At 37.5% G+C, this 23,893-nt stretch carries 17 protein-coding genes and 1 tRNA gene; 13 read left to right on the top strand and 5 right to left on the bottom strand.

The features are described 5' to 3' along the window. Positions 1 to 87: 87 nt before the first annotated feature. The gene (locus JG30_RS05235; RefSeq protein ID WP_046316771.1) at positions 88 to 2,583 is read right to left on the bottom strand and encodes a BspA family leucine-rich repeat surface protein; all 2,496 of its coding nucleotides are present in this window, start codon (positions 2,581 to 2,583) and stop codon (positions 88 to 90) included. Positions 2,584 to 3,291: 708 nt separating this feature from the next. Here JG30_RS05235 and JG30_RS05230 point away from each other — a divergent pair. The 5 genes from JG30_RS05230 to JG30_RS05210 all read left to right on the top strand — a co-directional run bounded on the left by JG30_RS05230 (position 3,292) and on the right by JG30_RS05210 (position 8,512). After that, the gene (locus JG30_RS05230) at positions 3,292 to 3,720 is read left to right on the top strand and encodes a PTS sugar transporter subunit IIA (protein ID WP_046316769.1); all 429 of its coding nucleotides are present in this window, start codon (positions 3,292 to 3,294) and stop codon (positions 3,718 to 3,720) included. A gap of 14 nt (positions 3,721 to 3,734) precedes the next feature. Then, positions 3,735 to 4,232 (top strand): PTS sugar transporter subunit IIB, encoded by a 498-nt coding sequence (locus JG30_RS05225; protein WP_046316766.1) that lies wholly within the window; start codon positions 3,735 to 3,737, stop codon positions 4,230 to 4,232. Between the two features lie 12 nt (positions 4,233 to 4,244). Continuing rightward, complete coding sequence (locus JG30_RS05220; protein WP_046316764.1) at positions 4,245 to 5,051, top strand: PTS mannose/fructose/sorbose/N-acetylgalactosamine transporter subunit IIC; 807 nt, start codon at positions 4,245 to 4,247, stop codon at positions 5,049 to 5,051. Beyond that, positions 5,048 to 5,875: a PTS system mannose/fructose/sorbose family transporter subunit IID gene (locus tag JG30_RS05215; protein WP_046316761.1), complete on the top strand. Its 828-nt coding sequence runs from the start codon at positions 5,048 to 5,050 to the stop codon at positions 5,873 to 5,875. Before JG30_RS05220 ends, JG30_RS05215 begins: the two co-directional genes overlap by 4 nt. 117 nt (positions 5,876 to 5,992) lie before the next feature. Continuing rightward, positions 5,993 to 8,512, top strand: coding sequence for a sigma 54-interacting transcriptional regulator (locus JG30_RS05210; RefSeq protein WP_046316759.1), 2,520 nt, complete (start codon positions 5,993 to 5,995; stop codon positions 8,510 to 8,512). A 60-nt stretch (positions 8,513 to 8,572) separates the two neighbouring features. Here the strand turns inward: JG30_RS05210 and glyA are convergent, their stop codons facing one another. From glyA to JG30_RS05195, 3 genes are all read right to left on the bottom strand, one after another. Beyond that, complete coding sequence (gene glyA / locus JG30_RS05205; protein ID WP_046316756.1) at positions 8,573 to 9,805, bottom strand: serine hydroxymethyltransferase; 1,233 nt, start codon at positions 9,803 to 9,805, stop codon at positions 8,573 to 8,575. 429 nt (positions 9,806 to 10,234) lie between these two features. After that, positions 10,235 to 10,306 (bottom strand) — tRNA-Glu (locus JG30_RS05200). A 39-nt stretch (positions 10,307 to 10,345) separates the two neighbouring features. Continuing rightward, positions 10,346 to 11,020, bottom strand: a complete 675-nt coding sequence (locus JG30_RS05195; protein WP_052725210.1) for a CPBP family intramembrane glutamic endopeptidase — start codon at positions 11,018 to 11,020, stop codon at positions 10,346 to 10,348. Positions 11,021 to 11,058: 38 nt separating this feature from the next. Between JG30_RS05195 and JG30_RS05190 the strand changes: the two genes are divergently transcribed. The 5 genes from JG30_RS05190 to JG30_RS05170 all read left to right on the top strand — a co-directional run bounded on the left by JG30_RS05190 (position 11,059) and on the right by JG30_RS05170 (position 19,836). Beyond that, positions 11,059 to 12,783, top strand: coding sequence for an ABC transporter ATP-binding protein (locus JG30_RS05190; RefSeq protein ID WP_046316754.1), 1,725 nt, complete (start codon positions 11,059 to 11,061; stop codon positions 12,781 to 12,783). Beyond that, on the top strand, positions 12,783 to 14,630 hold the full coding sequence (locus JG30_RS05185; protein ID WP_046316752.1) for an ABC transporter ATP-binding protein: 1,848 nt from the start codon (positions 12,783 to 12,785) through the stop codon (positions 14,628 to 14,630). Before JG30_RS05190 ends, JG30_RS05185 begins: the two co-directional genes overlap by 1 nt. A 3-nt stretch (positions 14,631 to 14,633) precedes the next feature. Continuing rightward, on the top strand, positions 14,634 to 15,632 hold the full coding sequence (locus JG30_RS05180) for a serine hydrolase domain-containing protein (RefSeq protein WP_046316750.1): 999 nt from the start codon (positions 14,634 to 14,636) through the stop codon (positions 15,630 to 15,632). Positions 15,633 to 15,906: 274 nt separating this feature from the next. Next, positions 15,907 to 18,324 (top strand): BspA family leucine-rich repeat surface protein, encoded by a 2,418-nt coding sequence (locus tag JG30_RS05175; RefSeq protein ID WP_179854030.1) that lies wholly within the window; start codon positions 15,907 to 15,909, stop codon positions 18,322 to 18,324. Positions 18,325 to 18,819: 495 nt separating this feature from the next. Next, the gene (locus JG30_RS05170) at positions 18,820 to 19,836 is read left to right on the top strand and encodes an NAD(P)H-dependent glycerol-3-phosphate dehydrogenase (protein WP_046316745.1); all 1,017 of its coding nucleotides are present in this window, start codon (positions 18,820 to 18,822) and stop codon (positions 19,834 to 19,836) included. Positions 19,837 to 19,869: 33 nt separating this feature from the next. On the opposite strand, the gene JG30_RS05165 is transcribed toward JG30_RS05170, so the two are convergent. Continuing rightward, positions 19,870 to 21,228, bottom strand: coding sequence for a Mur ligase family protein (locus JG30_RS05165; protein ID WP_046316743.1), 1,359 nt, complete (start codon positions 21,226 to 21,228; stop codon positions 19,870 to 19,872). Positions 21,229 to 21,368: 140 nt separating this feature from the next. Between JG30_RS05165 and JG30_RS05160 the strand changes: the two genes are divergently transcribed. The 3 genes from JG30_RS05160 to prmC are packed head-to-tail and all read left to right on the top strand — an operon-like array spanning position 21,369 to position 23,892. Further along, positions 21,369 to 21,947: a thymidine kinase gene (locus JG30_RS05160; protein ID WP_046316740.1), complete on the top strand. Its 579-nt coding sequence runs from the start codon at positions 21,369 to 21,371 to the stop codon at positions 21,945 to 21,947. Between the two features lie 21 nt (positions 21,948 to 21,968). Continuing rightward, a complete protein-coding gene (gene prfA / locus JG30_RS05155; RefSeq protein WP_046316738.1) occupies positions 21,969 to 23,066 on the top strand; it encodes a peptide chain release factor 1 in 1,098 nt (365 codons plus the stop codon). Beyond that, complete coding sequence (prmC, locus tag JG30_RS05150) at positions 23,044 to 23,892, top strand: peptide chain release factor N(5)-glutamine methyltransferase (protein WP_046316736.1); 849 nt, start codon at positions 23,044 to 23,046, stop codon at positions 23,890 to 23,892. The genes prfA and prmC overlap by 23 nt, the downstream gene beginning before the upstream one ends. Position 23,893 lies beyond the last annotated feature (1 nt).

Here is a 23,893-nt window from a genome sequence, read left to right as displayed (position 1 = left end):
TATATGTAACAGTAATCACTTACGAACATCTTAATGGACAAAAAAAGTGTAGTAAAAACTACACTCATCAATCAAAATAGCTCTCAATTATTTCACGGAATGGATTACTTGATATTCAATAGTTGCGCGGTAACTGTCTGGCAAATAGACTACTGAATTATAAGTACTCAATTTAAACTGACTATTAAACGTATATTTAAAATTATTGCTGCTTGGACTGTACTGAATGATCGGTTTAAAATCGGTATCTAACACGACGTCCCCTGATAACCTATTTAAATTATTTATTCCAATCGCCAATTGAATCTGAGACTTGCGCAGCTGATGATTATTATGGCCTACAAACACCACGGGATTATCATCGGATTCATTAGTGCTTTGTGAAATTAGTTTCGCACTTACAGTAGTTACCGGATTCTGCTTAAGATGTCCAGTAGTGTCGTAAACAGAAAATGAATTGTCCGGATCCTGAACATCTGAGCCCTGAACAGTAGTTCCGATTCCTGTATTCATTAAATTAAATTTGATATTTTTCGGGAAGCCCACCAAATTTGCAGTCACTGCAGTGGGTGTCCAAACAAAGGTTTTAGAACCAGCCGACGTTAAATTACTTAAGTCTTCCAACGTTAAATTACATAAGTCTGAAGAAGTGTATTGCTTTTTAGTACTAGAAGTATCAGATATTTCAGATTTGTCAATCCAAGTACCACTATCACAAATCAACTTTTTATTATCTGGATCACCCGGATAATCTTTTGGATTGTCGGAATCTGGAGCATTAGGTAAACTACTGTTTGTCAAAACCGAATTTTTCCCCAATGTTAAATACCACAAATTGTTACATCCCGCTAAAAAATTTGTGCGATTTGCTTTCGTTAAATTAAGCTTACTGATGTCTAAGCGGGCCAACTTTGAACAATCATTTAAAGCTCCCTCCACTGATTGCAAATTTTCACTATTAGCATTATTTAAAGTCAAAGATTTTAAATTTGTATCCCCCTCAAACATATGATCCATATATATAGCTGAACTGGTATCCCATGAATTAATGCCGGTAATTGTTTTTAACCCTGAACATCCATTAAACATATAAGAAAAATATTGAACCTTGTTCGGATTGAAATAAGATAAATCCAGAGAAGTTAGTGCTTTATCCCCATTAAACATATTGGATACCGAAGTTGCGTTACTCCCTGTCCACTTACTTAAGTCACCCACGCTCGTTAAAGCTGTACATTTAGAAAACATTCCACTAAAAGACGTTGATTTACTAGGATTAAAGTTAGTTAAATCTAGAGAAGTTAGTGCTTCATCACTATCAAACATACTAGACACGTCTGTCGCATTACTTCCCGTCCACTTACTTAAATCACCCACGCTCGTTAAAGCTGTACAACCCTTAAACATATTATCCATAAATATGGCTGAACTGACATCCCATGAATTCATACCGGTAATTGTTGTTAACTCTGAACACCCCTGAAACATAGAAGAAAAATATTGAACCTTCTTCAGAGCAAAATTGGATAAATCCAGTGTTTTCAAGCTACTATCACCGTCAAACATATGGGATACCGAAGTTGCGTTACTCCCAGTCCACTTACTTAAATCACCCACGCTCGTTAACTTTGAACAACCTGAAAACATTCCGAGAAAAGACGTTGCTCCACTGGGATTAAATTTAGTTAAATCCAGAGAAGTTAGTCCTTTATCACCATTAAACATATTAGACACATACGTCGCATTACCCCCCGTCCACTGGCTTAAATCACCCACGCTCGTTAAAGCTGTACAACCCGCAAACATATATGAAAAGTTAGTAGCTGGACTGGGGTTAAATTTAGCTAAGTCCAGTTTTTCCAACTTAGTATCACCATTAAACATATTAGACACATCAGTAGCTGAACTGCCTTTCCAAGAGTCAATGCCGTTAATTGTTGTTAAACTGGAACAATCACTAAATAGACCGCTAAAATCCTTAACTTGATCAACGTTTTTTGACAAAGTAACGCTTTCTAAACTCTTATCGCCTTCAAAAACTCGGCTCAAATTCTTAGCACTATCTAAAGAGAGACCTTCAATTTTACTTAAATCAAGGCTTTTAATGGCAGAATCTTGGTAAAAAACTCTATAAAAAGAAGTAACACCTGTAGTATCAACGGATGCCCCTTTATCTAATACGATGTTTTCTAGTTTTGGCATCCTCGCAAAAATTTCTGACATATCACCTATAATTGTTAATGGTTTTTTTACCTCAATAGTTTTTATGTCTTGAAGTTGTTTAATGGGGTTGCCTTGTTTATCATACCAAGGCCAAGTAGGCTTTTCACCTGGATTAAGTATTGGAGAATTGATTGTTTGCCCACCTGAAATCTCAAGGGTGGTCCCCGTAAGGGGTTTCTCCGTAATGGTATATTTTAAGTCTTCTGGTTTTTCTTCTGAAGTATCTTTGGGCTGCATTCCAATCATATTTTTATTGACAGCTGGAACTGCGGCTTGCCCAACGATTTGTAGATTAATTACTAAAAATCCAATATAAAAAAGTAGCAAGCCTATGAAAATTTTTATATACCTAGGTTTCATTTTTAAAGCCTTCATTAATAAACAAATAAATATTTTTATGAATTATTTTATTTATATCAAAAATAATCTTTTACATATTGAACATATTTTTTATAAATTATATCTACTTTGTGATTAAGGTTAATTTCTAAGTATTACTTTAACACAATAAATAATTAATATAAAGATAGTTCCTATAGTCTCGAATATACGATATAGCACATATTAATAGTATATTATTTTATTTAGTGGAATATTTACTTAGTTGACTCTGAATACGATAAGATAATGCGATTTTTTAAAATAAAAAGTCTAAATACATATACAAATCTATGGAACCATATTAAATATACTTTATTTATAACAAATTTCTTTATAAACTAATCCAGAATAAAAAATTAGCTATTTCGAACTGTACTAAATTATTTATGACATTAATCTAAATATATTGAACTAAAATTTACATTTTATCTAGAAAACAGCAAATTAACTGCGGCTTAGAGAAATCAAAAAGTACTATTCGTGATTTCCCTGGTGATAGTTAGCAGATCGGATTGTCTTAGTACGTCTTACATATAGCAAAGAAAAGTTGTTAAAAGTGTTGAGAAATTATTTTGAAGTGTTGAGAAGAACATTTTTATGTCTTTTGCGGGCCCCACTGGAATTTACGCTTCTAAACCAATGGGCATGTTTTTTGCTTATAAGAGTGTGAAAGGAAGGTGATAGGCGATGCAGCCAAAAATACTAATTGCTACTCATGGCAAAATGGCTAGCGGCTTGCAAAGTTCATTAGAGATTCTGACACATCAGGGTTCTGCTTGCCAAATAATTGACGCTTATGTAACCAGTGCTGATTATACTGATCAAATTACTGATTTTATCAACAGTGTCTCTAGTGATGAACAAGGTTTTATTTTTACAGATTTGTATGGCGGCAGTGTGAATCAAAAGGTCACCAGTCAATTGTTGAGTCATCATTGTACGAATATCTTTTTGATTACGAACATTAACTTAGCAGTTATTATGTCAATTATTTTAACCAAGCAACGTTGGACCTTAAGCCAAGTTCAAGAATTAGTACACCATCTTGATTGCCAAGTACGGGTAGTAGATTTTAAGCAAATGCAATCAGATTTAAACGTGGATGATTTTTTTTAGGAGGATGAGAGTTTATGATTACTCAAATTAGAGTAGATGATCGCTTAATTCATGGGCAGGTAGCTGTCGTTTGGACTAAAGAATTAAATGCACCCTTGTTAGTAGTTGCTAATGATGCTGCAGCACAAAATGAGGTCACACAAATGACTTTAAAAATGGCTGTGCCTAATGGAATGAAGTTATTAATTCGTTCAGTAGATGATGCCATTCGTGTTTTCCAAGATCCTCGAGGAAAAGACAAACGTATTTTTGTTATTGTGGGCAATGTGGTGGATGCTAATAAAATTGCCCAAAATTGTCCTGATGTAGCAACAGTGAATGTTGCCAATGCGGGGCGTTTTGACAAATCAGATCCGAAAAGTAAAAAAGAGGTCTTTCCCAGTGTCTTATTAAATCCCCAAGAGTTACATGCAGCTCGAGAATTAGCCCAATTATCGCGGGTTCATAGCTACAATCAAGTGTTACCAGATAATCCCCAGTTGGACTTATTCAAAGCGCTTCAAAAAATATAGGAGGAATTCCAAATGTTCATGCAAGCATTAATGGCAGGGCTGAGTGTTTTTATTTGCTTTGCGGGGAACTATCTGACCGGTCAAAGTATGTTAGAGCGGCCCTTGGTTGTTGGTTTAGTGACGGGTTTGCTCATGGGCGATCTAAAGACTGGAATTTTGATGGGTGCGGCTTTAGAAGCGGTCTTTATGGGCAATATTAATATTGGCGGTGTGATTTCAGCGGAGCCGGTAACGGCGACAACTCTGGCGACTACTTTTGCGATTATCTCGCATGTTGATCAAAAAGCTGCGATCAATTTAGCTATTCCGATTGGCATGCTGGCAGCCTTTGTAGTGATGTTCTTAAAAAACGTCTTTATGAATTTTTTTGCTCCGATTCTAGATCGTGTTGCTGCTAAAAATGGTCAAAAACAAATCGTGTTATTACATTATGGAACTTGGATTTTTTATTATGTAATTATCGCGTCTATTTCTTTTTTAGGTGTACTGCTGGGAAGTAAGCCAGTAGAAGAATTGGTCAACAATATCCCACAAAATGTGATGAATGGTTTAAGTGCTGCCGGTGGTTTATTACCCGCGGTTGGTTTTGCCATGTTAATGAAAATGCTTTGGGATAATAAATTAGCAGTATTTTATTTGTTAGGTTTTATTTTAACTGCATACTTAAAACTACCTGCCGTAGCAGTAGCGGCTATTGGACTCGTGATTTGTGTGGTAACCGCCCAACGTGATCTTGAACTTATGAATTTACCGCAAACCACAGCCACAAATAAACGTAAACTGACGAAGCAAGAAGAAGAGGAGGACTTTTTCTCATGAAAATAGCTCGTAACTTGTCCAAAGCTGATAAAAAAATGCTGCGCTCAGTTTTCTGGCGCTCTTGGACTTTAAATGCTAGTCGAACAGGGGCCACACAATATCATGCTTTAGGTTTTATCTATACGTTATTGCCAGTGATTAACCGTTATTATAAAACTCCCAAAGATCAAAGTGCAGCAATTGTTCGCCATACGACCTGGTTTAATGCAACTATGCACATTAATAATTTTATTGTAGGTTTAGTCGCAGCTATGGAACATCAAAACAGTGAGGATCCTAATTTTGATCCCAATTCGATTACCGCAGTGAAAGCCTCATTGATGGGCCCTATTTCCGGAATTGGTGATCCATTCTTTTGGGGTATCTTGCGGGTCATTGCGGCTGGAATAGGCATCTCTTTAGCAAGTACGGGATCCGTTATGGGCGCCATTTTGTTTTTGCTTTTATATAATGTTCCTGCATTTTTAGTACATTATTATGCACTTTATACTGGTTATGCCATTGGTGCTAGTTTTATTAAGCGTTTATATCAAAGTGGAGGCATTAAAATCCTGACGAAAGTCGCAAGTCTTTTAGGACTTTTAATGATGGGGAGTATGACAGCTTCAACAGTTAAATTTAAAACTATTTTACAAGTTAGTGTTAATGGATCGAAAGAAGTTATGAAAATTCAAAGTTATTTAGATCAATTATTTATCGGTCTAGTTCCGATTACAATTACACTACTCGCTTTTTGGTTGCTCCGCAAAAAGGTAAACGTTAACATTATCATGTTCGGTATTATGATTCTGGGAATTGTTTTAGGATTGTGTGGAGTTTGTTAGCCTAAGATTCAGCAATAACCCTGAGTTTTGAACGGAATTGTTTTTCAGATAGCGCATTTTTTAAAGAAAATTAGGAGATTTGAACTAGTTAAGATTTAGGTGGAGTGAAGATAAAAGATGCGAAATGCGACCAAACAAACTATTTTAAAATTACTAGCACGTTCAGCAAATGGGCAAACCACGCTGCAAATTGCGCATGATTTAAATCTAAGCCGCTCCGCCACGAGCTTGTATTTAAATCAATTAGCACAGCAAAATCTGGTTTTAAAGCAAGATACTTATCCCATAATTTGGCAGATCAACGGCGCCAAACAAAGTACTTTGACAGATGCTTTCCAAAAGTTTATCGGGGTACAAGGCAGTTGTCACAAAATGATTGAGCAGTGTAAAGCTGCAATCTCTTATCCTCCCACGGGACTACCTATTTTAATTCATGGCAATAGTGGTGTTGGCAAAACTTTTTTAGCACATTTGACCTTTGAATATTTGCATCAGCAACATGCTAAGTGTGCTGCTAAACTAGTAGTTTTTAATTGTGCAGATTATGCGAATAATCCTGAACTTTTGTCTTCCGCGTTATTTGGTTACCGAAAAGGAGCTTTTACCGGAGCTACCCAAAATAAAACGGGGTTATTAACTCAAGCCAATGGTGGAATGTTATTTCTTGATGAAGTCCATCGTCTTTCCTTTGCTAACCAAGAAAAGTTATTTCGATTTATGGATACGGGCGAATTCCAAGTTGTTGGCGCCAGTGACCAAGTAACTACTGCCCAGGTACGTTTGATTTTTGCAACCACAGAGGATCCCTCAAAGGTTTTATTGCCGACTTTTTTACGGCGAATTGTCACGATTTTAGAATTAACTGATTATCACCAGCGCCCATTAGCGGAACGAGAGGCTCTTTTACGAGAACTCATCCGAAAAGAAGGGGCGCGGTTACATAAGAATATTCAAGTAGACGAAGCAGTATTTCAGCAGTTATTACATCAGCAATTAGCCGGCAACATTGGAGAACTAAAAAACCAAGTGCAGATTTTATGTGCCCAAGCACTCCAATCCCAACAATCCCAATCACAATTAATAATCGGCGATCCCCAGCATCAGGGCATAAACATTATGCCGCAACAAGTGAGCCAGCCACCTTCTGGATTTAATCAAGCCTTGCAGCAGAAGCTACAGCAACAATTACAACAAGTAACAGCAGTAAAAACATTACAAGATCTTTTATGGCACTTTGCCGAAAGCCACTTCACCGCCTTAAACTTAGATCGCACTTATACTTGGCGAAGTTTACAACAAATCATCACGGATAATACGCAAAAAATCATGGGTGATGCACAGTTAGTACAACCTTTTTTACAGACCTTGATGATTTATGTTATGGATTTTTCGAACTGTTTTAACAAGAAATTAATGCAACGTTTTCGCTGGCAAATCCAACTTAATACCCCCCGCTTAGTATTATTTACCCAAAAAATAACTATTCAAATTCCCAAAGAATATCAAAAGCTGCTGCGGTTTTTATTACAAATTTTTTTGCAAGGTCAGATTGTGGAAGACTTACCTTATCAAGCATTATTGGTGGCGCATGGTAATAGTACAGCCAGCAGTATTCAAGCAGTAGCCAATCAACTTTGTCACGCATATTTATTTGATGCTATTGATATGCCAATTAATTCTGACCTACAGGAAGTTATTTTAAAAGTTAAAAATTGGTTGGCGGAACGCGACACTGCAAAGGGTGTTATTATGCTGGTCGACATGGGATCGTTAACGCAATTGTATAAAAGCTTAAAACCAGAAATACAGGGGGAATTATTAGTTATTAATAATTTAACCACTTCCTTTGCTCTAGAAATTGGTCAACATCTCTTAAATCATCATCGTTTTATCGATATTACGGAAAATGCTAAACGGCTGTTCCAAACTAAAATTCAATATTTCGAAGGCTTCTCAGATAAGCAGAATATAATTATTGCTAGTATTTTAGGTTTTGATATTGCTCAAAAACTACAGCAAATTTTACAACCTCTGATTTATCCAGATTTAAAAATTATTGTGATGAATTTTAAAGACTTAACCGAGCTCTTACAGCATGCGCGGCAAGAACCCGATTATTTAAAAAATACTAAATTAATACTCACAACCTCTTATTTAGAAAAGAAAACTACGGTTCCTACATTTAATTTACTTGACATCACCGATGAAGAAGGGGACCTCACCGCTTTGAACTATAAATTGCAGCAAATTATTAATCCCAAAAATTTATCGGAGTTTATTAATAGATGTATTTCCTTTTTCTCCAAAAAAGGATTATCAGAAAAACTTAATTTTTTGAATCCAGAGATTATTATTAAACAAGTCGAAAGTATTATTGAAAAGTGTGAGCGGCGTTTTTCAATCAATTTAAATAACAAAACTAAATTTAATTTAATGATTCATTTAGCTTTAATGGTCGAACGAACAATTTTAGATAGCCCAGCTTATCCGGTGCCGGTAGCTTTAGAGCAATTACAGGTTAATGGCTTGAACTTTTATACCAATGTTAAAGACATTCTGCACTTTATTGAAAATTTTTATCACATCACAATATCTGATTGGGAATTGTATATTTTGTATGAGATTATTATTGGCTAAAATAAGAAATTAAAAAGCGGATGCTAACAAAGGCACCCGCTTTTTGGCAGATAAATTGTCTTAACGATTAATAGGATGTTCAGAAGTTAATTGTAAAACTGCTTGCTTAATATTTTGTAATTGTTGGTCATCATCATGATGTTTAAAGGCATCGATAATAAGCTCAGCAGTTTTTTGGACATCTTTTTCTCGGAAACCACGGCTAGTTACTGCTGGAGTGCCCAATCTGAGACCGGAGGTTTTGGAAGGTGGTAAGGGGTCATTAGGGATGGCCTCTTTGTTAGTAGTGATATGAAGCGAGTCCAATAAATTTTGAGCCTGTAACCCATTTAAACCAGTTTTGGTTAAATCGAGTGTTAAGAGATGATTGTCAGTGCCTCCGGTTAACACTTCCGTAAGCGGTTCGGCATTAAAAACTTCAGCCATCGCTTGTGCATTGTTGATGACTTGTTGCATATAGGTTGTAAAACTTGGTTGTAATGCTTCTTCTAAAGCAACTGCTTTGGCCGCAATTACGTGTTCCAGTGGTCCGCCCTGGGTGCCTGGGAAAACAGCACTATTAATTTTTTTAGCATTTTGGTTTTGTGAAAGAATTAATCCTCCCCGTGGTCCCCGCAAAGTCTTATGGGTCGTAGTGGTCACAACATCGGCCACACCGACGGGATTGGGATGAAGATGAGTGGCTACTAAACCGGCAATATGCGCCATATCAACCATTAAAAAGGCACCCACGGAATCAGCAATTTCCCGGAATTTTTGAAAATCAATGGTCCGACTATAGGCAGAAGCTCCGGCGACTATTAATTTGGGTTGTTCCTGCTCGGCAATTCTTTGAACCTCGTCGTAATCAATCCAACCCTGTGCATCAACTCCGTAAAAACTAAAATCATAAGTTTTGCCGGAAAAGTTAACCCGAGAACCATGGGTGAGGTGGCCCCCAGCATCTAAATCCATTCCGAGTACTTTATCGCCTGGTTTTAAAAATGCCCGGTAAGCCGCTTCGTTAGCTTGGGATCCAGAATGGGGCTGAACATTGGCATATTCTGCACCAAATAATTTTTTGGCACGATCAATCGCTAATTGTTCAACTTCATCAATGTATTCTGTACCGCCATAATATCTTTTCTTAGGATAACCCTCGGCATATTTATTCGTTAAAATAGAGCCCTGTGCTGCTCGTACGCCTTCAGAAACGATGTTTTCGGAAGCAATCAGTTCAATGTTTTGTTCTTGACGCTTGGTTTCACGCGCAATAGCTGCCCACAAAAGGGGATCTTGTTCTTGATAATTCATAACGTCACCTCAATTAATTCATAATTATCTTTTATTATAGGTCATTTATTTAAATAAAAAAACTTTAATTTAATTCCATCATTAGATGTGTTCACGCTTTACGATCGGAATGGGAACAATTGGGGTTAATAGGTGTGCTTTGAAGTAATGCGCTTTTAAAAAGAGGTTACAATTTTTGTAGTGCGGCACCATATTTCATTGATATCAGTCGGTTTCTCCAAATTATCAGCCTTCAGGATGAATGGACCCAATCCATCTCTGGTTGAGTGTTCCTACAAACTGGCTGGTTACCACCAGATCATCAGATGTTAAGTTAAAAAATCAACTTAAAGAGCTTTTCGATGAGCCAATTGCTTTGTTCAAGACAAAAAGACAGTGACTACTGAATTAGTCACTGTCTTTTTTGAGCAATCATCGTTATTTTTTATATCGCCCGTACGGGAATTGAACCCGTAACTCCACCTTGAGAGGGTGGCGTCTTAACCATTTGACCAACGGGCAATCAAACACTAACTATCATACCTGTCCAATTGTTGCTTGTCAAGGCTTTATCATTAAAACGCCGATGAAAATTGCTAGAAAATTATTACTAAAATGAAGCAAAATATTTATTTTAATATTATGAGTTCGTAGATATGACCAGCCTAAAACTAATCCCAGTAAAAACTTAGATAAGAAATAAAAAGGATCCCGTGAGACATGCATCAGACCAAAGAGCAGAGCACTTAAAAAGCAGCCGACAGCTAAATGTTGTTCGAAAAACCAATTAATAAAAAAGCCCCGGAAAAAAACTTCCTCTGTAATTGGCACAACTAAAATTGCGTAGATAACGAACATTAGGGGAAAAGTTAACATTAAATGAGTTAAAGATTGGACATTTTGATTGCCCGTCGGTTTAATTAAAGGTTGTAAAAGAACATTAATTAAAGTAATAGCAATTAAACCAATTCCAAAAATCCACCAACTTTTTTTAGTAAACCGCCGGGTGGCAAAACTCTGAGTTTTATGCAGCAAACCCAACATAAGACCAACGATGAGCATACATAATCCACTAAAAATGATGACTAGTTCCCAAGATTTTTTAAAGGATGAATGTGATTGCAAAGCCGATCCCAGAAGAATGGTGGGTGACTGTTGAATTAAAAATAATAAAATAAAGCTAATGATTTTCCAAAATATGTTAAAATTACTTTTATTTTGTTTCGATAAAGTCATATGATACCTGCTTAAAATCCAAATTGGAAGTGACTAAATTGTTCCAGATTATGAAAGGGAGAATCCCTTTTAAGGCCGTGTGCGGTGCATTTTTATTTATGCTGTTGCAAGTTATTGCAAATCTATATTTGCCCAATATTACATCCGATATTGTTAACAATGGAATTACTCGCGGCAACATCAATTATATCATATCCGCGGGCACGAAAATGTTATTGGTGTCGTTACTCGTTTTAGTTTTTGCTTTTTTAAATGTTTTTTCCGCAGCGACAGCTTCACAAAAACTAGGGCAGCGATTACGTAATGATATTTATCAAAAAGTTTTGTACATGTCTAATGATGAATTTGATCAGTTAGGAACCTCTTCGCTCATTACGCGGAACACTAATGACGTAATGCAGGTACAAAATGTGGCGATGATGATGCTTCGAATGATGATCATGGCGCCCATTACTATGCTGGGTGCTAGTTTTATGGCTTATCAAAAAAATCCGCAGCTTACCAAAATTTTTTTAGTAGTGTTACCGATTTTAGCATTAGTGATTGGAATAACTTTATATTTTGCGGTACCACTATTCGAAGCTATGCAACGAAAAATTGATCGGCTGAATTTGATTTTTCGGGAAGGCTTAACGGGTGTACGTGTTATTCGGGCATTTCGGCGTGATGATTGGGAACAAGAACGCTTTGATGAAGCTAATCGGGATTATACCCACAATTCGCAAAAGGTATTTTCTATTATGGCTGTTTTAATTCCGGTTATTACCTTAATTATGAGTGGTACGAATATCGCCATTACTTGGTTGGGGGGACAATATATAGCTGATCAACGGATGGAAGTTGGTAATTTAATTGCTTTTATGACCTATGCCATGCAAATTTTAACCAGTTCCATGATGTTGGCTGTAATCTTTGTGGTAGTACCACGTGCTCAAGCGTCAGCTGTCCGTATCCAAGAAGTTTTAGACTTACAAAACCCGATAACTGAACGAGTTCAACCAGTGACACTGATTAATCAACCGATATCTTTAGCCTTTGAGGAGGTTAATTTTCGCTATCACCATGCGGAAAGGCTTGCTTTGCAAAATATTAATTTTCAAGTGACTGCTGGGCAAACGCTGGGAATTATTGGAGGTACAGGAGCTGGCAAAACAACTTTGATTAGTCTGATTTCACGTTTTTATGATCCTGAAGCTGGACAAGTTAGTTTAAACGGTCATGATTTACGTGAGTTGAGTTTGCAAACGGTTAACGAGCATGTAGCCTTAGCCCCGCAAAAAGCCTTTTTATTTGCCGGAACGGTACGTGAAAATCTGCAATATGGTTTGACACAAGCTTCTGACAAGCAACTCTGGCATGCTTTAGAAATCGCTCAGGCAACGGATTTTTTGCGCCAGGCACAAGGTCTAGATACCTTAGTCGAACAAGGCGGAACTAATTTTTCCGGTGGCCAACGCCAGCGGCTTACTATTGCTCGGGCTTTGGTTAAACAAGCCTCTGTATATGTTTTTGATGATTCTTTTTCCGCTTTGGACTTTCAAACGGATGCGTTGCTACGGCAAGCGTTAAGGGCAGATTCTCAATTACAATCAAAGATTAAAGTTATTGTAGGCCAACGGATCTCGACCATTGCAGACGCTGATTTAATTGTAGTTTTGGATAATGGCCAGATGGTTGGTTGTGGCACGCATCAGGAACTGAAAGCTCACAACCAAATTTATCAGGAAATTATTAATTCGCAAATTAAAGGGGGCCGTTTCTAATGCATAATCATAGCAGTCGTAAGCAGTTAATGACGCAAAGTCCCCGTAAGCCTAAAAACTTCTGGAAAACTACATTCCGAATTTTTCATTATATGTCTGGTTATTTCTGGTCTTTGGTTTGTGTATTTTTGCTCGCCATTGCCTCCACAATTTTTCAAATCCGAACTCCAAAGATTTTAGGAGAAGCAACTACGGAAATTTTTAAAGGAGTTCTTCAAGGGGTAGCACGGCAAAAAGCGGGCTATTCTGTCACTCGATTTCCTATTAATTTTGAAAAAATTATTCAGATTTTAACAGTAGTTGCAATATTGTACTTACTGGCGGCTGTTTTTAGTCTATTACAGCAATTATTAATGACCCGCGCTTCACAGCAAACCGTTTATAAATTACGCAAAGATTTAAAATTAAAAATGAAATCTTTACCAATTAGTTATTATGATACTCATGATAATGGTGACATTTTATCGCGGGCAATTAATGATATGGATAACATTGCTGGAACTTTACAACAAAGTTTGACGCAGCTAGTCACTAGTTTTGTACTGATTGTTGGGACTTTGGGAATGATGTTTTCTATTAGTTGGCAATTAACGATAATTGCGTTGGTGACCATCCCAGTCAGTCTTTTAGTGGTAGGAATCATTGCTCCCCAATCTCAAAAAGCGTTTGGCGCGCAGCAAAAATCATTAGGTTTGCTTAACAATCAAGTAGAGGAAAACTATACCGGCCACTTGATAGTAAAAACTTTTAACCATGAGGCCGCCGCTTTAAAAAAATTTCAAAAGGAAAATGATAATTTTTATCACGCCGCTTTTAAGGCTCAGTTATTATCAGGCTTGTTAATGCCATTAATGATTTTTGTTAATAATTTAGGCTATGTAGCAGTAGCAATATATGGAGGCATTCAAGTGGCACATGGAAGATTGCCGATTGGTGATATTCAGGCTTTCTTACAATATACGCAACAATTTTCCCAGCCCATTACTCAATTAGCTAACTTGACGAATACGATTCAAGCCACTATTGCTTCTGCTGAACGTATTTTTGAAGTTTTAGATGAAACACCCATGCCTCATACACATTTAGATCTTGTAGATCAACCTAGTAATCAAATTATACAAATGGAACATGTCCAATTTGGTTATCAAGATCAAGAATTACTATTGCAAGATTATTCGCTAACAGTTTCGCCTGGAGAAATGGTTGCAATTGTTGGTCCCACTGGAGCTGGTAAAACGACCATTATTAATTTATTAGAACGTTTTTATGAGATTCAAGGAGGTTCGATTAGACTCTGGGGACGAGATGTACGTAATATAGGTCGTGAAAAATTACGCGAACATTTTGCTATGGTTCTTCAAGATACTTGGCTGTTTACTGGTTCAATCTATGAAAATTTACAATATGGTTCTTCTAAAGCCAGTTCGAAGCAGATTTTGGCTGCCGCCCACGCTGCTCATGTTGATGAATTTGTCCGCCAATTACCTGCCGGCTATGAGACACTGCTTAATGAAGAGGCTTCTAACTTGTCGCAAGGGCAAAAGCAGTTACTAACGATTGCCCGGGCTTTGGTAGCTGATCCTGAGATTTTAATTTTAGATGAAGCTACCTCTTCGGTGGATACCCGCACGGAAGCGAAAATTCAACATGCTATGGCTGTTTTATTGAAGGATCGTACCAGTTTTGTAGTGGCTCATCGCTTATCTACTATTCAAAATGCCGATAAAATTATTGTGATGAATCATGGTATGATTGTCGAAACAGGAACTCATCAGCAATTATTAGCACGACAGGGATTTTATGCTAAGTTGTACAACTCGCAATTTTTAGGGAATGTGGGGATTTAAGTTGTGTCGCTTTTAGTTGAACAAATCAAAAACTTAGTACGTGAACAAGTTGTACCTAATGTGGGTTATGCTTATCTCAATCAAGGGCAATGGATACAGGGGCAATACGGTGTTAATACGTGGCAACCTCAAGTCAGTCCTTTGCCTGCACATCCTTTATATGATTTAGCGTCCTTGACAAAAGTTTTAGGTACGACAACCGTTTTGTTAAATTTGATTGAGCAACAAAAATTAACTTATGATACGCCCGTGAAAACCATATTACCCGAATTTAGTTCCGAACAGGTTACCTTACGCCATTTAATGACTCATACTTCAGGGATTCAAGGTTTTATTCCTCATCGCGATCAGTTAACAGCCAAGCAGTTAATGCAAGCCATTTTGCAATTACCGGTAACTTCGGATTTTAATCGGATCATTAATTATACTGATACAGGCCCATTGATTGCCGGCTGGATGGTTGAAAAAATATGTCAGCAACCTATTCAATTAGTTATCCAAGAATTAGTTTTACAACCCTTAAAATTACCCATGGCTACTTTTACTCCCAATCCCAGTCAGTGCGTTGTAACTAATCAACGTGGGTTTCATTGGCTACGTGGAGAAGTGCATGATCCGAAAGCCTATCAACTCAAGCAGCATTGTGGTTCGGCAGGTTTATTTGCGGGAATACCGGACTTAATCTATTTTAGTCGTTGGTTATTGGGACAAGTGCAACCAGCCTCTGCGCCGGTAAGTCAGAAAATATTAAAGCAGCTGTTTCAGTCGTTTACAAACGTGGCTCCGGGACGGTCCTTTGGCTGGAATTTACTTTGGGGTCAGCAAAAACAACCTATTTTATATCATACTGGATATACAGGTAATTTTTGGCTTCTGGATCGTTGGCAACAGCGGGCTTTGATTGTTTTAAGTAACCGTGTACATCCAATAAATAACAATCAACGTTTTTTGATACGACGAAGGGCCATTATAGATAATTTTTTAAATGCCCGTAGCAATTGACTAGATCAGATTTTTTCAAATTTTGCAATATTTTTTGTTTTGTAAAAATCGATAATCAATGTACATTAATTAAAATAGCTGAAAATGTTTAAGTATTTTGCTTATATGTTGTTTTTTTGATAAAATATAATAAAAAAGTTTAAAAACAAAAGAAAGCGAAAAAATGAAATTATACTCTTGCTCTCGGAAGTTTTTTAGATTTACACTTTTAATCTTCGCTTTAATTAGTCAAATGTTTTGGATTCAATGCAATTTAGTCAGGGCAGATAGTAACTTGAATGTACAAACAAAAAGCGCTACATCAGGGGTATTTGTGAATACTAGTTCTTTAGCAAGACAATTCGACCAGTTGCACGTAGTTCCGCTTGCTCAAAAAGTCACACCAATAAAAGTGGGAAATTCACAGTTACTAATGCGCGAGGCTGTAGGGCCGGCAGACATAAAATACTATTTAACTAATAATGACACTACTTTAGTAATACAAGGCAATCAAACTATTGACGGACCGAGGATTTCTGGTTCTATAGTACCTCAATGGCCATGGTATGGGCAGGAGCACGTTGCTATGCGTGCAAAAATAACTACGATTGAATTAGAAGGTGATTTGTATTTGCAGGGTGATATTTCTCAAATGTTTGCTTCTTTTCCTGCACTGACAGCAATTCACTTTAATGATCATATTTTTGATACATCAAAAATTTATTCAATGTTTGGTCTCTTCAAAGATGATACTAGTTTAATCAAAGTAGATCTTAGTGGCTTGCAGACACAGAACTTGACAAATTTTAGCCGCGTTTTTCAGACTGATACCAGTTTAACTGAAGTTAAATTACCCACTTACACTGACCAAGTTCGAGATTTTAGCGCTTTATTTGCTAGTTGTTCCAGTTTAACAACGATTAGCGGCATTGACTCTTGGACAGGGAGTAATGCGACGAATGTGGCTAGTATGTTTGATGGTGACGCTAAGTTGGAAAAACTGGACTTAACTAAATTTAACCCGAGTAAAGCTACTGACTTTTCATATATGTTTTATCATTGTACAGCTTTATCGAGCGTGGGTGACTTAAGCAAGTGGACGGGGAGTAATGCGACAAATGTTTCTAGTATGTTTGATGGTGATGAAGCACTAACTTCTCTAGATTTAACTAACTTTAATCCTAGTGGAGCAACGTCTTTTTTTGGAATGTTTTCAGGTTGTTCAAAGTTAACGAGCGTGGGTGACTTAAACAAGTGGACGGGGAGTAATGCGACGAATGTAGCTTATATGTTTAATGGTGATGAAGCACTAACTTCTCTAGATTTAACTAACTTTAATCCTAGTGGAGCAACGTCTTTTCTCGGAATGTTTTCAGGTTGTTCAAAGTTAACGAGCGTGGGTGACTTAAACAAGTGGACGGGGAGTAATGCGACAAATGTAGCTTATATGTTTAATGGTGATATAGCACTAACTTCTCTAGATTTAACTAACTTTAATCCTAGTGGAGCAACGTCTTTTCTCGGAATGTTTTCAGGTTGTTCAAAGTTAACGAGCGTGGGTGATTTAAGCCAGTGGACGGGAAGTAATGCGACGACTGTAGCTTATATGTTTGATCAAGACAGTTCATTATCTAAATTGAATTTATCCAAGTTTAATCCCAGTCAAGCTACTAACTTTTCGTCTATGTTTTCTAATTGCAAAGCTTTACAGGATTTATCGAGCGTTAACTCTTGGCACATAGGAGAAGCTACAGCAATTGATTACATGTTTTATTATGATAGCAAGCTATCGAAGCCTATAGTTTTGAACAACTCTAATGATCCTAACAACTCTAGTGTTCAAAAAAACAAGTTAGGCTCTGCAAAACAAACTTTTGCAGGTTGTTCACAGTTGACACAATTAGACATCAGTAAGCTTAATTTAACGCAAGCAAATCGCAAAGATTTTTTAGCAGGATGTAACAATTTGTGGTATTTAACATTGGGGAAAAATTCGGTTTTGACAAACAGTAGTTTACCTAATGCTCCAGATTCCGACAATCCAAAAGATTATCCGGGTGATCCAGATAATAAAAAGTTGATTTGTGATAGTGGTACTTGGATTGACAAATCTGAAATATCTGATACTTCTAGTACTAAAAAGCAATACACTTCTTCAGACTTATGTAATTTAACGTTGGAAGACTTAAGTAATTTAACGTCGGCTGGTTCTAAAACCTTTGTTTGGACACCCACTGCAGTGACTGCAAATTTGGTGGGCTTCCCGAAAAATATAAAATTTAATCTGATGAATACAGGAATCGGAACTACTGTTCAGGGCTCAGATGTTCAGGATCCGGACAATTCATTTTCTGTTTACGACACTACTGGACATCTTAAGCAGAATCCGGTAACTACTGTAAGTGCGAAACTAATTTCACAAAGCACTAATGAATCCGATGATAATCCCGTGGTGTTTGTAGGCCATAATAATCATCAGCTGCGCAAGTCTCAGATTCAATTGGCGATTGGCATAAATAATTTAAATAGGTTATCAGGGGACGTCGTGTTAGATACCGATTTTAAACCGATCATTCGGTACAATCCGAGCAGCAATAATTTTAAATATAAGTTTAATAGTCAGTTTAAATTGAGTACTTATAATTCAGTAGTCTATTTGCCAGACAGTTACCGCGCAACTATTGAATATCAAGTAATCCATTCCGTGAAATAATTGAGAGCTATTTTGATTGATGAGTGTAGTTTTTACTACACTTTTTTTGTCCATTAAGATGTTCGTAAGTGATTACTGCTACATATACTTGGAGAAAACTTTTATAAATAAATAAAGTCTAAAAGCATTCTTATAAGTACTCCAATGAGACATAGAAACAGTATTGGGATGATTTTTCGATCGGCATACTTTAAAAGTTCTTCAGCTGACATGATTTTCAAGTAAGACGGGTATTGGTTGCTTGTTTGGGCTAGTTCCCATTTGATCTCGGTAAATGAAGAATATAACTTTATATTTCTTTTGCAGAAGTGGATGTAAACAGCTTTTTTTACATCCTGTCTTGGTTTACTACAATTATTATTGTAAAATATAATCCCAATCCGTAGGCTTATGTTCATTGTCAACTAGCAGGAAAAATTAAGTTTAGGGCTTTGCAAACCTCAACGTCTTCGTTAGAATAGAATCAAAGTTGTTTATTTAGAATAAGGATAATTAATGAAAACTAAAATTGCAGTTTTAGGTGCTGGTTCATGGGGAAGTATTTTAGCCAGCGTTTTAGTCCAAAATGGACATGAAGTATGGCTCTGGACTCGTCATCGTGAACAGGCACAAGAATTGAATGAGTTACATACTAATCAACGTTATATGAAAGATTACCACTATCCACATGCACTTCACGCAACAACTAATTTAGCACAAAGTGTTCATAATGCGGCATTAATTTTATTTACGGTGCCGACACCGGCAATTCGTGCGGTAGCCCAACAAGTACTAACTCATTTAAAACAAACGAAAGTTGCTCGTCCGCTAATAGTACATGCCAGCAAAGGGTTAGAACAAGGAACTCATTTACGCATCTCGGAAATTTTACACCAAACAATCCCAGCAGATTTTCGCAGTGGAATTGTAGCCTTATCAGGACCGAGCCACGCTGAGGAAGTCGCACGGCAAGATTTAACTTTGATTACAGCTGCTAGTAACCAAGTAACTGCGGCGCAACAAGTGCAACAGTTATTTATGAATGATTATTTTCGCGTCTATACTAATACTGACCTCATTGGGGTTGAATTGGGAGCGGCTTTTAAAAATATTATTGCTTTGGGAGCTGGTGCACTGCATGGTTTGGGCTATGGAGATAATGCCAAAGCGGCACTGATGACACGTGGTTTAGCAGAAATAACCCGGTTAGGCGTTGCCTTGGGGGCTAAACCGCTAACCTTTATCGGCTTGTCTGGTGTAGGAGACTTGATTGTTACTTGTACCAGTATACATTCACGCAATTGGCGTGCGGGTAATCAATTAGGTCAGGGTCAACCATTAGCTGCTGTAGTTGCAAACATGGGGATGGTTATCGAAGGTGTGAAAACCTGTCAAGCAGCTTATGAATTAGCACAGCAACAACAGGTTGAAATGCCCATTACAGAAGCCATTTATCATGTTTTATATGAAAAGGCAGATATCAAACAAGAAATTAAACTGCTAATGCGTCGTGAAGGGAAAGCCGAGTTATAAAAAAAAGATCTGTTGTGAAACAATCAGATCTTTTTATTTTAAATCTTTAGTTTGAATATAATTCAAGCTGATTAATTTTTTTCGCAATTGCAGCATGGCTGTATAAGTGGCGAGTAGATAAACTTTATCATTGGGTTGTTGTTTTATAGCCGTGATAAAATCAGATAATTTAGGTTGGGAAATGATCTTTTGAGGATTTACTCCAGCCACTTGGAAGCGAAAGTTAATATCGTGCTCGCGTTCGCCACCTGTGATAACTTTTGTAATTTTATCAAAAGACAATTCTTCAAAATCACCATCCCAAATCCAGCTAGTATCGATACCATCTGCGTAATTAGCGTTGAGAGCAAAGGCAAGGCTGTATGAACCAGGGTCAGATTTTAATGTAGCTAACACTTCATTTAGACCTACGGGATTTTTTACTAGAATAATAGTCACTTGTTTGCCGGCCAAATTGAGAACTTCCTGCCGGCCAAAAACTTGTTCATTTTGTTGAAAAGCCGCGGCAATTTGTTTCGCGGCGATACCCCAATGTCGTCCCACAGCATAGGCCGCCAATGCATTATAAATATTGTAAGTTCCTCCAATATTAATATGGAAGGGATCGCCATCCAGATCAAAGGTAGACTGATTAGGTAATACTTGCTGGACTTTGGTGACCTGGTAGTCTAGTTCTGGTCGTTGAAAACCACAATGTGGGCAAAAGTAACTCCCCAAATTAGCATAGGTCAGCATGTGGTAGTGAAGAATGTGGTGACATTTGGGACACAAGATACCATCAACATTGTATTTGGCTCGAAAATCTTTTTGGGTTTGACCGGCATCACTAAAACCATAATAAATTTTGGGATTGGGTAAGGGCTGCGAATTAAAAATAGCGGCGTCAGCATTTAAATAAACTTCAGCTTGCGGCGCCAATTTAATTCCGGCCAGTATTTTTTCGTAAGTGGTATAAATTTCACCGTAGCGATCCATTTGATCACGAAAAATATTAGTTAAAACAAAGGCTTGTGGCTTTAGTGCTTCACAAATAGGTTTGACATTAGCTTCATCAACTTCTAAAACTGCCACTGGTTTTTGCTTAGCCTTAGGCTGAGGTGATGCCAAGAAAGCAGAAACGATCCCTTGCACCATATTTGAGCCAGTGGGATTGGTTAAAACAGGGATTTTTTGTGTGGCTAAAACTTTACTAATTAAAGCAGTAGTCAATGTTTTACCGTTAGTTCCTGTAACAATGATAACGCGATAATTTTTTCCTAATTCGCTGAGAACTTGGGGATCCAAGCGATAGGCTATTTTACCTGGTAAGGAACTGCCGCGATGGAAAATGTCATGTAAAATACGATATGATAAACGACCAGCAGTGACGGCCAATTTTGATTGAAGACTCATGTGCAACATCCTTTTTATTAATAAAAAAATCATACCACAAAAAGAGCAATTCTTGATACTGACAGTATGAAGATTTGTGGAACTTTTATCAGATTTGGGTATAATGGAAAACGATGAATTAATGAGGAGGAATAACTCACGTGGCGCAATTATTTTATCGCTATGGGGCGATGAATGCCGGTAAATCTATTGAGGTTTTGAAAGTAGCTCATAATTATGAAGAACAGGGAAAGCAGGTTTTATTATTAACCAGTAAATTAGATACACGTGAACAAAGTGGCTATATTGCCAGTCGGATTGGTTTAAAACGGCGGGCCCAGGCTCTGGGAGCCTCTGATAATTTATGGCAAATTATTCAAACCGAAAATTCTCAAGCTGATTGCGTTTTAATTGATGAAGCTCAGTTTTTGACATTGGCGCAAGTTCAGCAATTAGCACAAGTAGTTGATGAATTGGCTATTCCCGTCATGGCTTTTGGTTTAAAAAATGATTCCCGCAATCAATTGTTTCCAGGAGCTCAAGCCTTATTAATTTATGCTGATAAAATTGAAGAAATGAAAACTATTTGTTGGTTCTGTTCTAAAAAAGCAACCATGAATTTAAGAATTACTGATCACCATCCCGACTACGGTGGCGAACAAATCTATATTGGTGGCAATGAAACTTACTATCCTGTTTGTCGTTATCATTATTTTAACCCACCGTTAACTAATAACTAAAAAACGAAAGTGAGGACTATTGTGGATAAAATTTTTGATCAGTTGGAAGGGCTTGTGGAACACTATGAAGAACTGCAGGAACTAATGAGTGATCCTGAGGTTATTAGTGATACTCCCAGATATTTAAAAATTTCCAAAGAAGCTGCAGAGATGCAAGAAATCGTGACAGCTTTTAAAAAATACCAACAATTAAAATCAGATATTGCGGAAAGTAAAGAAGTTCTGACTGAAAATAATGATCCAGAGTTGATTGAACTGGCTAAAGATGATTTGGCAGCTATGGAACCGCAATTAGCAGAAGTTGAAAATCAAATTAAACTCTTAATGGTGCCTAAAGACCCCAATGATGATAAAAATATTATCATGGAGATTCGCGGTGCTGCTGGCGGCGATGAGGCAAGTCTTTTTGCCGGGGATTTGTTAAATATGTATGAACGCTATGCTGAACGTCAAAATTGGAATTTTGAGATTATTGATGAGACCAAAACTGAGGTCGGCGGCTTTAAAGAAGTAGCCGTGATGATCAGCGGCAAGAATGTTTATTCAAAATTAAAATTTGAAAACGGCGCGCATCGAGTCCAGCGTGTTCCCCAAACGGAGTCAGCAGGACGGGTGCACACCTCTACTGCTACGGTGGCTGTCATGCCGGAGTATGATGAAGTGGATTTGGAGATTGATCCTAAAGATATTCGAGTGGATGTATATCGTTCTTCCGGAGCAGGCGGACAACATATTAATAAAACTTCTTCAGCGGTTCGTATGACGCATCTGCCCACAGGTATTGTAGTAGCGATGCAAGACCAGCGATCGCAACAGCAGAATCGTGAAAAAGCCATGCAAATTTTACGTTCTCGTGTTTATGATTATTATGAATCCCAAAATCAAGATGAATACGCAGCTGAAAGAAAATCAGCGGTGGGCACTGGTGATCGGTCGGAGCGGATTCGGACTTATAATTATCCGCAAAATCGAGTTACAGATCATCGCATTGGGTTGTCCTTGAATAAATTAGATAAAATCATGAATGGTCAATTAGATGAAATCATTGATGCTTTAATCTTGTCTGATCAGACGCAAAAATTGGAGCAAATACAAAATGGTGAAACTAAGCTATACTGATGCCCTTCAGCGGGCTTTTTTAATGCTTAAAAATACGCAGCAGCCGTTGGATACAGCGCGTTATTTACTGTGGGAAATGTTGCACTGGACTGCAACACAATTTAGTTTGCATGAGCATGAATTAATGAGTCCGGCCCAGCAGGAGCAGTATTTTGCTTATATTAAACAAGCACAAACTGGTTATCCGCCACAATATATTTTAGGTCAGGCGTGGTTTTATGGACACCAATTTCAAGTCAATGCGGCAACCTTGATTCCACGCCAAGATAGTGAGAGTATGATTGCTCAAATCTTAGCAGATGACGTAAATGATCAGTCAGTGTTAGAATTAGGCACTGGCTCAGGCGCCCTGATTATTACTCTAGCTTTAAAAGCGCAATGGCAAAAAATAATTGCTACAGATATTAGCTCTTCGGCTTTACGGGTTGCGCAAAATAATATCGATAAGTATCAAGTTCCAGTCCAATTGCGGCAGGGTGATCTCTGGGCACCCGTGAGAGGGGATAAGTTTGATGTGATTTTGTTTAATCCGCCTTATATTTCTGCACAAGAAATTCAGTATATGGATCGATCCGTGATAGAATATGAACCACATCAGGCTTTATTTGCAGACGCAGATGGTTTAGAATTTTATCAGCGCATTTTTGCTGATTTTGCTTCTTTTTTGAATCCCGGAGGAAGATTGTACTTGGAATTTGGGTTTCACCAGCAAGCTCAAATCAGTAAGCTATTTGCAAAACAACAAGCCGACTGGCAGTTAGACTTTTTTCAGGATTTAGCTGGTCAACCGCGCTTTTTACGCATTCAACGAAAAGAGGTGAAATAAT

Origin of the sequence: Bombilactobacillus mellifer (assembly GCF_000970795.1) — a bacterium.
Classification (GTDB): domain Bacteria; phylum Bacillota; class Bacilli; order Lactobacillales; family Lactobacillaceae; genus Bombilactobacillus; species Bombilactobacillus mellifer.
Note: the sequence above shows the minus strand (reverse complement) of the source record. Positions and strands in the feature narration are given on the sequence as shown.

Excerpts from the sequence above, each read along its gene's own strand:
- glyA (WP_046316756.1), bottom strand. The coding sequence starts at position 9,805 with ATGAATTATCAAGAACAAGATCCCCTTTTGTGGGCAGCTATTGCGCGT.
- JG30_RS05170 (WP_046316745.1), top strand. The coding sequence starts at position 18,820 with ATGAAAACTAAAATTGCAGTTTTAGGTGCTGGTTCATGGGGAAGTATT.
- JG30_RS05185 (WP_046316752.1), top strand. The coding sequence starts at position 12,783 with ATGCATAATCATAGCAGTCGTAAGCAGTTAATGACGCAAAGTCCCCGT.
- JG30_RS05225 (WP_046316766.1), top strand. The coding sequence starts at position 3,735 with ATGATTACTCAAATTAGAGTAGATGATCGCTTAATTCATGGGCAGGTA.
- JG30_RS05215 (WP_046316761.1), top strand. The coding sequence starts at position 5,048 with ATGAAAATAGCTCGTAACTTGTCCAAAGCTGATAAAAAAATGCTGCGC.
- JG30_RS05235 (WP_046316771.1), bottom strand. The coding sequence starts at position 2,583 with ATGAAACCTAGGTATATAAAAATTTTCATAGGCTTGCTACTTTTTTAT.
- JG30_RS05220 (WP_046316764.1), top strand. The coding sequence starts at position 4,245 with ATGTTCATGCAAGCATTAATGGCAGGGCTGAGTGTTTTTATTTGCTTT.
- JG30_RS05210 (WP_046316759.1), top strand. The coding sequence starts at position 5,993 with ATGCGAAATGCGACCAAACAAACTATTTTAAAATTACTAGCACGTTCA.
- JG30_RS05230 (WP_046316769.1), top strand. The coding sequence starts at position 3,292 with ATGCAGCCAAAAATACTAATTGCTACTCATGGCAAAATGGCTAGCGGC.
- prmC (WP_046316736.1), top strand. The coding sequence starts at position 23,044 with ATGGTGAAACTAAGCTATACTGATGCCCTTCAGCGGGCTTTTTTAATG.
- JG30_RS05165 (WP_046316743.1), bottom strand. The coding sequence starts at position 21,228 with ATGAGTCTTCAATCAAAATTGGCCGTCACTGCTGGTCGTTTATCATAT.
- JG30_RS05195 (WP_052725210.1), bottom strand. The coding sequence starts at position 11,020 with ATGACTTTATCGAAACAAAATAAAAGTAATTTTAACATATTTTGGAAA.